Raw genomic sequence first — 9,377 nt, 5'->3', positions numbered from 1 at the left:
CGGCGAGATCGGCCTCGTCCCACCCGTTGAGTTCGAGGACGAGCACTACCGGCACAACCCCGCGCCGACTACCCTCAGCGCGTCAGTTCAGAGCCTCCACTGAACCCGGCACGCGACAGGGTGAATCTCGCTACCAATGCCGAGCCGGCTGGACGGCGCTACCTCCGGTTCGAAGAACGGGAGGAGATCATGCGGCTGCAGGCTGCCGGATTGGGGGTGCGAGCTATCGCAAGCGAGATCGGGCGCCATCCGTCCACGGTCAGTCGTGAGCTCAAACGAGCCGTCGGCACTCGGGGATATCGAGCGTCGATGGCCCAAACGCATGCCGATCGAGGTCGGCGGGGTCCACGCAGTGCGAAGCTCGCGACCAACCTTCGCCTGCGCAGCGAGGTCCAGGCGCGCCTCAAGCGTCACGACAGCCCGGAACAGATCGCTGGCAGACTCAAGGTCGATTTCCCCGACGAACCGGAGATGTGGGTGTCGGCCGAAACCATCTATCAGTCGCTGTACCTCCAGGCCCGCGGTGGGCTGAAGCGGGAGCTAACCGCCCACTTGCGTACGGGCCGATCGATGCGCAAGCCGCGCCGCACTCCAGGCCACCGGCGAATCCAGATCCGGGACATGGTGATGATCAGCGACCGCCCGGCTGAGATCGAGGATCGGGCCGTGCCGGGGCACTGGGAAGGCGACCTGATCATGGGCTCGACGGCCTCTGACAGCTCGGTCGGTACCTTGGTCGAGCGGACAACTGGGTTCGTGATGCTGCTTCATCTGCCTGACGGGCACGGCACTTTGGCGGTCCAAAAAGCCCTAGTCGCCAAGATGCTGACTCTGGACGACCACCTTCGCCGGTCACTGACCTGGGACCAAGGGCGAGAGATGGCTAGCCACCGTGAGATCGCGAAAGCGACGGGCCTGGAGATCTACTTCTGTGATCCGCACTCCCCATGGCAGCGCGGCACGAACGAAAACACCAACGGCTTGCTGCGCCAACACCTGCCCAAGGGCAGCGACCTCTCGTTCTACGGCCCCGGCATGCTCGACAACATCGCGAACGAACTCAACTCCCGACCCCGGAAAAGACACGGGTTCCGAACCCCAGCCGAGATGCTCGACGACATACTGGCGAAGTCCGCCGACGAACACGGTGTTGCGTGACTACCTAGATTCCGCCCGCCATGAGCGTTCGGCGCCTGCTCACTCAAGAGCGGACCTCGCTCAGCGGCGCGGTCGCGGTCACTGCCGTCGATCCGGGGCTACCCTCGTGCGAATCGAGGTCGCCGGTGAAGTGCCGGACGATCTTCCCGAGGTCCCAGGCGCCTCCTCGAAAGCCATCACGTGAAGCTGAAACAGGCCAGCTGCAACAGGGGGTATTGAGATGAGCCTAGAGAAGTTGACGCCCTACGAGCGTGACGCATGGCAGCACTCGATCGATGTGCTGTACGCCCCGACACGTCTGAAGGTCATTCCAGCGGGTATCCGCACGCGGGTCAGCGACGCAGCATCGAAGTTCTCCGACGTAGTTGCGGATGTGCCCGCCGCCGAGGCCATGAAGGACGTCGCAGAGAACGTCTTTGAGGGGACCTTGGCCCTGACCTTCCAGCCGGCGCTGCGAAGCACTCGGCCGGACGCGATCGTGAAGCGCTACGCCAAGCGGCATCCGGATGTGAGAACGCTCAAGCATGTGCGGGAGTTGTCCCTTGAGGATCGCGACGCCATGCGACCACCGAAGTTCCGTTATGCAGCCGCGTCGGCCGGCGAGGGCGCTGCGACGGCACTGGCTGTCACTGGTGCCGAGGTCTCGAGGACCGTGAAGGGGGGCACGGTGGCAGCCGTCGCCCTCGGCGCGGTGGCCGTGGACTCCGTCGCCTCGATGGCGATGATGGGCCGCACCATCGGTGCAGTCGCCACCCGGTACGGGTACGACGTTGGGATCCCCGAGGAAGAGCTGTTCGCGATGGGAGTTCTATCCCTCGGCATGGCCACTTCGGTTGGCGCCAAGGCGCATGCCTTGGCTGCGCTGTCCCGGCTAGCCCAGGAAATGATGCGGCAAGCGACGTGGAAGCAGTTGAACGAGCACCTCCTGGTCCAGGCCGTTGCGAAGGCGTACCAGATGCTCGGCCTACGACTGACACATCGCAAGTTGGCGCAGACGTTGCCCTACGTCGGCATAGGTATCAACGCTGCCCTCAGTGCGCAGATGACCGAGCAGACGTTCCGACGCGCCCAGGCCGTGTACCGGCTGCGGGTCCTCTCGGAGATCTATGACATCCATCCCGAGGAATGGGTCGAGGCTTCACCGGGGGACGATGCCGAACGGCGCAAGGGGGAGGAGCAGGTGGTTGACGTCCTCGAGGTGCTCGAGGGCCAGCGTGCTGGACACCTCTGACGCTGCGCTCCACCCTGTGGTGGCCACGCCATGATGCCCGGGCACCGCTCAGAATCGGATCTTGGGAACGTGCCGCCCACGCAGGGATCATCGGGTTTCTGGTCCTGTGGCGAGCGAGCCCTGCCGCTTCTGGGGTGTGCCCTCGATGTCATGCCCGAAAGTCCTCGCACCGTTCGTCGTCGGGAGACGCACAGGTCCGACGGGTTGCTACGTCCGGCTGTGACACGGGGAGTCCTGTTCGACCTCGACGGCACGCTCGTCGACCACCGGACCGCCGCCGACGCGGCGGTTGCTGCGTGGGTGGCGCAGCACGGCGGGCGGCGGGAGGCGGCGGATGATGCCGTTGCCGAGTGGGTCCGCCTCGAAGCCGTGCATTTCGCGGCCTACCTGCGCGGCGAGGCGACGTTCCAGGAGCAGCGCCGCAGCAGGATCGCCGAGTTCCTGGCCTTCCTCGGGCGTCCGGTCCCGGACACCGGCGCGGTCGACCGGCTGTTCGAGTCCTATCTCGAGCTGTACGAGGCCGCGTGGGTCGCCTACGACGACGTGGTGCCTGCGCTGGACCTGCTCGCTGAATCGGGCGTCGTGCTCGGAGTGTTGACCAACGGGGACGAGGCGCAGCAGCGTGCCAAGCTCCGCGCCGTCGGACTGCTCAACCGCTTCGACTGCGTGGTCGCCTCGTCCTCGCTGCCGGCCGCGAAGCCTGATGCCGCGGCGTTCGCCGGAGCTTGTGAGCGGCTGGGTATTTCGCCGGGCTCGGTGTCCTACGTGGGCGACACCCTCCGCACGGATGCGCTGGCCGCGACACAGGCGGGACTGCGCGGGGTGTGGTTGAACCGGCTCGCGGAGGATCCGCACGTGCAGCCGGAGGCCACCATCAGCAGCCTCCTCGAGATCGAGGCGATCCTCGGCTAGTGCGGTGCCGGTGGGTCCCCGGAAGTCGGGCAGGCACCGATCCGCTCAGGCAGGGCGCACGCCGGCCCGCTCAAGCATCTCCAGCACGCCCCCGAGCTGGCGCTCGAAGAGCTGGTCGCCGGTGGCCTCGAACTCCGGCCCGTACCAGCCGAAGACCTCGGCGCTGATCGCGCCAAGGACCGCGTTCCAGGCGAGCAGTCCCGTGGCCATCACCGCGGCGTCGACCTGGTGGCCCAGGGCCGCCGCGACCGCAGTCAGGTCCGCCCCGAGGCGTCCCTCGACAGGCGCCGGGCCTGCCTCGGGAGACCGATGGGCGGGGTCGGCGCCGGCGAGGGCGCCGACCAGGCGGGCGACCACGCGGGTGCCGGGCTCGGTGGTCCGGTCGGCCGGTGCGTGGTAGCCCGGGACCGGGCTCCCGTAGAGCAGCGCGTAGCGGGCCGGCTCGCGTCGGGCCCAGGTGCGGACCGCGCGGGCGATCTCGGCGACCTCGTCGAGGGGTGCCAGCGAGCGGCGCGCCAGTGCGGCGTCGACCTCGTCGGCGAGCCCGCCGTACGCGTCGATGACCAGCAGCGTGAGCAGCTCGTCGCGGCTGGCGACGTAGCGGTAGATCGCCGAGGAGACGACGCCGAGGTCGCGGGCGACCGCGCGCAACGAGAGCGCCGCCGCGCCCTCGGTCGCGAGGTGCTCGCGGCCGATCCGGACGATCTCGTCCATCGTGCGCTCGCGGGCGCGCTGGCGAGGAGTGGTTGCCATGCCCGCATCCTCCCCTCCGCAAGAGCAGCGGTCAATGAAGAGAGCAGTGCTCTTGACGCCTGTCGAGGCGTGCGTCATGCTCAAGTGAGAGCACTGCTCTCTGTTGTTGTTGTTGTTGTTGTTGTTGTTGTCGTCGCCGAGGAGCCCTGATGTCCCAGACCTACACCGTCATCGGCGCGGGCCCCGTCGGCCGCACCATCGCCGAACAGCTCCTCGCCCGGGGCGAGAAGGTCCGGGTGCTGACCCGTTCCGGTTCCGGTCCCCAGGGAGCGGAGCGGGTCGCCGTCGACGCCGGCGACCCGGGCGCGCTCCGAGGCCGGCTCGACGGCTCGGCGGCGGTCTTCCACTGCGCGCACGCGCCGTACGACGTCCGGGCCTGGGAGCGCGAGCTGCCGCGGACGGAGGCGGCCGTCCTCGAGGAGGCAGGCCGCGCCGCCACCGGGGTCGTCTTCCCCGAGAGCCTGTACTCCTACTCCCGCACCGACAAGGCGATGATGGAGACCTCCGAGCGGTCGGTGAGCACCGGCAAGGGCGGCGTGCGCGCTCGCCTGCTGCTCGCCCGCGCCGCCCACCCGACGCCTACCGCCAGCGTGGTCGCCAGCGACTTCGTCGGCCCCTACGCCCTCGCCTCGCACGTCGGGGAGCGGATGCTGAGCGCCGTGCTGGCCGAGAGGACGCTGCGGGTGGTCGGCAGCCCCGACCAGGCGCACTCCTTCACCTACGTCCCCGACCTTGCCGCGACGATGATCACGGTCGCCGACCGGGGCCTGGGCGGTGACCGGGTCTGGCACGCCGCGACCGGCGCGCCCGTCACCCAGCGCGAGGTCGCCCGTGGGTACGCCCGTCTCGCGGGCGTGCGCGAGCCGAGGATCGGCGGGCTGCCCACCTCGCTGCTGCGGGTGGTCGGCGTCGGCATCCCGATGATGCGCGAGCTCGCCGAGGTGGCCTACCAGTTCGAGCGGCCCTTCGTCCTGGACTCCACGGCCAGCCAGGCCGAGCTGGGCCTGGCCTCGACGCCGTTCGACCAGGTCCTGGCCGAGACCGTCGGCTGGTGGTGCTCCCGCACCTGAGGCCGGCGACGGCGGGACACGAGCGAGACCGGATCGGGGCCCGTAGGGCCAAGGGGCCCGGGTATCCGGACCGGTCACAACGGCGCCGCGCCGTCCTACAGTGAGGAACCAGGGCGCTCGGGCCCAGGGCAGCTGCACCCGCCGTACGGCGTCCGCGCCAGGTTCGCGCGAACGGCGCAACGGTGAGGGAGATGCCATGTCAGCCCAAGGGACCCCGCAGGACCCCGAGCAGCTCGGATCCACCAGCAGCGGATCCACACCGTCGCTGGCGATCGACCCGCGGAAGTCGATGATCCGCGCCGTGGCCTGGGTGCTCGGCGTGCTCTTCCTCCAGTTCGCCTTCATCTACAGCTACGTCGGCGCGTTCCACGACCCCAAGCCGCACCAGCTCGAGGTGCAGGTGGTCGCGCCCGCGGGAGCGAGCAGCCAGGCCCAGCAGCTGGTCGATGAGCTCAACCGGCTCTCCGGTGACCCGCTGGACGCCTCGCTCGCCGACTCCGAGTCCGAGGCGCGCGAGGACGTTCGCGAGGGGGACGACGTGGCGGCCCTCGTGCTGCGCCCGGAGAAGAGCACCGACCTGCTGCTGGTCGCCTCCGGCGGCGGTGTCTCGGACGAGGAGGCTGCCTCGGGAGTCCTCACCAAGGTCGTCGAGGAGCAGCGGCGGGGCGTGGAGAAGGAGGACCTGGTGCCGCTGCAGAGCGGCGACGCCCGCGGGCTCACCGGGTTCTACCTCGTGGTCGGCTGGGCGGTCGGTGCCTACCTGTTCCCGACCGTGGTGGCGCTGGCGCGCGGCGACCGGCCCCGCTCGGTGCGCGTCGCGGCGCTCCGGCTGGCCGCGCTGGTGCCCTACGCCCTGGCCTCCGGGTTCGGCGGCGCGCTGATCGTCGGGCCGATGCTGGACGCCCAGACCGGACACTTCTGGCAGCTCGGCCTGCTCGGAACCGCCGTGTCGTTCTCGATCGCTGCGCTCGCGATCGGGTTCGAGGCGCTGCTCGGGGTGATCGGGATCGGGCTGACGTTGCTGCTGATCGTGATCATCGGCAACCCGAGCTCGGGCGGGGCGTTCCAGGCTGGGGTGATGCCCGCCTTCTGGCGGGTGGTCGGCGACTGGATCCCGACCGGCGCCGGTGTCGACGGGGTGCGCCAGATCGTCTACTTCGGGTCCGACGACATGATGCGGCCGCTGCTGGTGCTGGCGGCGTACGCCGTGGTCGGGATCGTCCTCACGCTGGCCGTCGCCGGGCGCGGCCGGCGACCCGAGCTCCTGATGAGCGCCTGAGGTGCTCCTGACCCGCGCCTGAGACCGGGCGCCCGTTCGGCTGGGCGGGCGGGAGTCCGGCTCGTCCAGGGGTGACGCATACCCCATCGCCAGCCCGTGAACGGGGCCCTCGACGGACCTAGACTCGAAGTACAGGTTCCGGTGGGGAGGACGGTCCGCCGAGCCTGAGCAGTCGATGTTCTGAGCGTCACCACGCAGCGAACCCGCTTGGCCTGAATGGTCATCGCGACCTCCCCGCGATCGCCGGCGATGCCCCAGGACGACCACGGGTCCGGCCCGCCCCGCCGACGCGCCGCGTCGGCGGGACGACCACGCGCGCCGGAGCCCGCCCGGACGGCGTTCCTGTCTGCCGGCTCCCGGTCGTCTGCCCGGACGGTACGCCGCGCGCCCCCGAGCCGCGGTGCGCGCCGTCGCGGCCGAAACCCACCGACACCCAGCAACCACCGACTCGGAGGTCAATTCCGTATGTCGCGCCCTGCGCGGACGTCCCACGACTCCGGCCAGCACCTCGACCACCACGCCGGCACCCATCGGCACCGCAAGTTCGGCACCGCCGCCGTGTCCGCGGCCCTCGTGGCCACCACCGTGCTCGTGCCCGGGCTGGTGGCCTCCTCCTACGACGACGAGCCGTCGGGGAAGCCGGACGCGTCGCCCGCCGTACGGTTCGAGCGCGCCCAGCAGGCACTGGGCGCTGACCGGGCCGACCGGGCCGACCGGGCCGGGCACGGCAGGCAGGCGAAGCGCGCTGGGCACCCGCACCAGACCGAGCGGACCGAGCAGCAGCGGGTCGAGCGTGGCCACGAGATCCGCCGGGCGAAGCAGATCCAGCGCAAGGTCCTGGCCGAGCAGGCCGAGCACGCGCGCCGGGCCAAGCCGACCTCGGCGGACCGCCGGATGGCGGCCAAGCTGCGCCACCGCATCGAGAACGACCAGCTCGGCGGCGTCGTCACCGGCCACGTCGCCGACGTCAACAACGGCCGCGACGTGTGGAGCGAGGACGGGCACCGGGCGATGATGCCGGCCTCGACCACCAAGCTCGGGACGGCCGTCGCCGCGCTGAAGGCGCTCGGCCCGCACCACAAGCTGACCACCGAGGTGCGCCTCGACGACAAGACGATCACGATCGTCGGCGGCGGGGACGAGCTGCTCACCAGCGGTGACCTGAGCGCCCTGGCCGCGAAGACCGCCAAGCGCGCCGACAAGAGGACGCCGTACCGGCTGCGCGTCGACGACAGCCTCTTCGGTCGTCCCACGACGAGCCCCGGCTGGACCAGCGGCTACCAGCCCGGCAACGTCGCCCCGGTCCGCTCGCTGATCGTGGACCAGCGCCAGGTGATGGACACCGCGATGGACGCCGGGCACCTCTTCGCCGACGCGCTGCGCGCCCGCGGGGTCAAGGTCGCCTCGGTCCACCGCTCGGAGGCGCCGAAGGACGCGGCCACCGTCGCCCGTCACTCGACCCCGGTTTCCGAGGTCGTGATCCAGATGCTGCAGTACTCCGACAACGACCTGGCCGAGGGCCTGCAGCGGCTGACCGCCGTCGAGCTCGGCCTGGAGCCGACCTGGCGCGGCGGTGCGCAGGCCCAGATGCAGATGCTGCGCGAGCTGGGCGTCGACACCCGCGGCATGCGGCTCTACGACGGCTCCGGCCTCTCGCGTGCGGACCGGATCTCCGCGGCCAACCTGGTGTCGATCCTGCGGGCCGCGTACGCCGAGGGACGCCACGCGACGATGTGGCCGATCAAGCGCGGGCTCCCGCTCGGCGGGGTCAACGGCACCCTGGCCAGCAGCTACGGCCGGTTCGTCACCCCGCAGTCGCAGGGGGCGGCCGGTGAGGTGCGCGGCAAGACCGGCTCGCTGTACGACGTGATCACCCTCGCCGGGGTCACCCGCGGCGCGGACGGCAGGCTCAAGGCCTACGCGTTCATGCAGAACGGCGCCCCGCAGAGCCTCGCGATCCGGCAAGGCTTCGACGCCCTGGCCGCCACCGTCCACGGCAGCTGGTAGCCCGCACGGTCCGGGACAGGGACCGTCCCGTCCCGGACCGGTGGTGGGGGATCCGTCAGGTGCGCCGCCTCCTCCCCGGCCACGGTCAGCGGGTCGTTGACGACGATGTCCGTGGCCACCGGGGCCGTGCGCTCGTCGTCCGGACTGGAGGTGCCTCCCTCTTCCGGGCTCTCATCGCTGCTCTCCTCGTCGGGGGTGGCGCTGGCGCCACCGTGCCTGGACCTGATGAGCGGGACCGTCCCGGAGCCGCGCGGGAACGGTGGTCGAACGGTGGTCGGGGTCACGTCGTGCGGAGTTGTGCGTGGGGGGATCGGGCCGTAATGTTCTCCGGGCTGCCCCAGTGCAGCGGGGTGCCGGTCCGGTCTAGGGCTGGTGGCTTGCTGGTGTGGGTGGCCGTCTCGTTCGTGACTGTGTCATGGCGCCGCGTGCGGTGGCCTGCGCTTCGGGCGGGGGAGGGATTCTCTCGAATTGCTTGACCGGGGGTTGTGAGGCAAGATTCTCCACGGAGAAACTCGCCGAATAACCCGGGTTTGTTTTCAGATTCTCAGCCACATTGTTTATGTGGTGGGAAACGGGAAACGGCCCGGTTTGCAAGGCGGGAAAGTCCGAGGTAAAGTAGTGCAAGCCCCGAGGGGGAGGCCGAGAGGCCGACTATCGGGTGTGTCTGATCCTTGAGAACTCAACAGTGTGTCATATAGTCGACGAATTAGTTTGTTATGCCCCGTCGACATGATCTTGGCTTTGCCTTGATGGTGTCGATGGTTTCTTTGACAATGATTCTGGTTAGACAATTTTTGTCAGCTAGTTTCTCCTGTCAGGGGCATCTCTTTTTCCATGACTGCTCTTGGGTGGTTGTGGTGTTGTTTTTCAACGGAGAGTTTGATCCTGGCTCAGGACGAACGCTGGCGGCGTGCTTAACACATGCAAGTCGAGCGGTAAGGCCCTTTCGGGGGTACACGAGCGGCGA

The 9,377-nt window shown here is 69.6% G+C and carries 7 protein-coding genes and 1 rRNA gene; 7 read left to right on the top strand and 1 reads right to left on the bottom strand.

The genetic code is table 11. From position 1 onward, the window contains the following. Positions 1-120: 120 nt before the first annotated feature. The 3 genes from HOQ23_RS20360 (at position 121) to HOQ23_RS20350 (ending at position 3,301) form a co-directional block, all read left to right on the top strand. Positions 121-1,158, top strand: a complete 1,038-nt coding sequence (locus HOQ23_RS20360; protein ID WP_172217459.1) for an IS30 family transposase — start codon at positions 121-123, stop codon at positions 1,156-1,158. Positions 1,159-1,378: 220 nt separating this feature from the next. Then, positions 1,379-2,389, top strand: a complete 1,011-nt coding sequence (locus HOQ23_RS20355; RefSeq protein WP_172217457.1) for an EcsC family protein — start codon at positions 1,379-1,381, stop codon at positions 2,387-2,389. Between the two features lie 219 nt (positions 2,390-2,608). Then, positions 2,609-3,301: an HAD family hydrolase gene (locus HOQ23_RS20350; protein ID WP_172217455.1), complete on the top strand. Its 693-nt coding sequence runs from the start codon at positions 2,609-2,611 to the stop codon at positions 3,299-3,301. A 45-nt stretch (positions 3,302-3,346) separates the two neighbouring features. Here HOQ23_RS20350 and HOQ23_RS20345 read toward each other — a convergent pair whose 3' ends face one another. Continuing rightward, on the bottom strand, positions 3,347-4,054 hold the full coding sequence (locus HOQ23_RS20345) for a TetR/AcrR family transcriptional regulator (RefSeq protein WP_172217453.1): 708 nt from the start codon (positions 4,052-4,054) through the stop codon (positions 3,347-3,349). A gap of 149 nt (positions 4,055-4,203) precedes the next feature. Here HOQ23_RS20345 and HOQ23_RS20340 point away from each other — a divergent pair, with 149 nt between their 5' ends. The 4 genes from HOQ23_RS20340 to HOQ23_RS20325 all read left to right on the top strand — a co-directional run. Beyond that, a complete protein-coding gene (locus HOQ23_RS20340) occupies positions 4,204-5,124 on the top strand; it encodes an NAD-dependent epimerase/dehydratase family protein (RefSeq protein WP_172217451.1) in 921 nt (306 codons plus the stop codon). A gap of 196 nt (positions 5,125-5,320) precedes the next feature. Next, positions 5,321-6,403, top strand: coding sequence for an ABC transporter permease (locus HOQ23_RS20335; protein ID WP_172217449.1), 1,083 nt, complete (start codon positions 5,321-5,323; stop codon positions 6,401-6,403). 465 nt (positions 6,404-6,868) lie between these two features. Beyond that, the gene (gene dacB / locus HOQ23_RS20330) at positions 6,869-8,410 is read left to right on the top strand and encodes a D-alanyl-D-alanine carboxypeptidase/D-alanyl-D-alanine-endopeptidase (protein ID WP_172217447.1); all 1,542 of its coding nucleotides are present in this window, start codon (positions 6,869-6,871) and stop codon (positions 8,408-8,410) included. A gap of 867 nt (positions 8,411-9,277) precedes the next feature. Then, positions 9,278-9,377, top strand: a 16S ribosomal RNA gene (locus HOQ23_RS20325); the annotation flags it as partial.

The organism is Nocardioides sp. zg-DK7169 (assembly GCF_013155365.1).
Taxonomy (GTDB): Bacteria; Actinomycetota; Actinomycetes; order Propionibacteriales; family Nocardioidaceae; genus Nocardioides.
The sequence above is the reverse complement of the archived record's forward strand: the minus strand, read 5'-3'. Positions and strand labels throughout refer to the sequence as shown.

Coding starts and splice junctions, on each gene's coding strand:
- HOQ23_RS20355 (WP_172217457.1), top strand. CDS start 1,379: ATGAGCCTAGAGAAGTTGACGCCCTACGAGCGTGACGCATGGCAGCAC.
- HOQ23_RS20345 (WP_172217453.1), bottom strand. CDS start 4,054: ATGGCAACCACTCCTCGCCAGCGCGCCCGCGAGCGCACGATGGACGAG.
- HOQ23_RS20340 (WP_172217451.1), top strand. CDS start 4,204: ATGTCCCAGACCTACACCGTCATCGGCGCGGGCCCCGTCGGCCGCACC.
- HOQ23_RS20335 (WP_172217449.1), top strand. CDS start 5,321: ATGTCAGCCCAAGGGACCCCGCAGGACCCCGAGCAGCTCGGATCCACC.
- dacB (WP_172217447.1), top strand. CDS start 6,869: ATGTCGCGCCCTGCGCGGACGTCCCACGACTCCGGCCAGCACCTCGAC.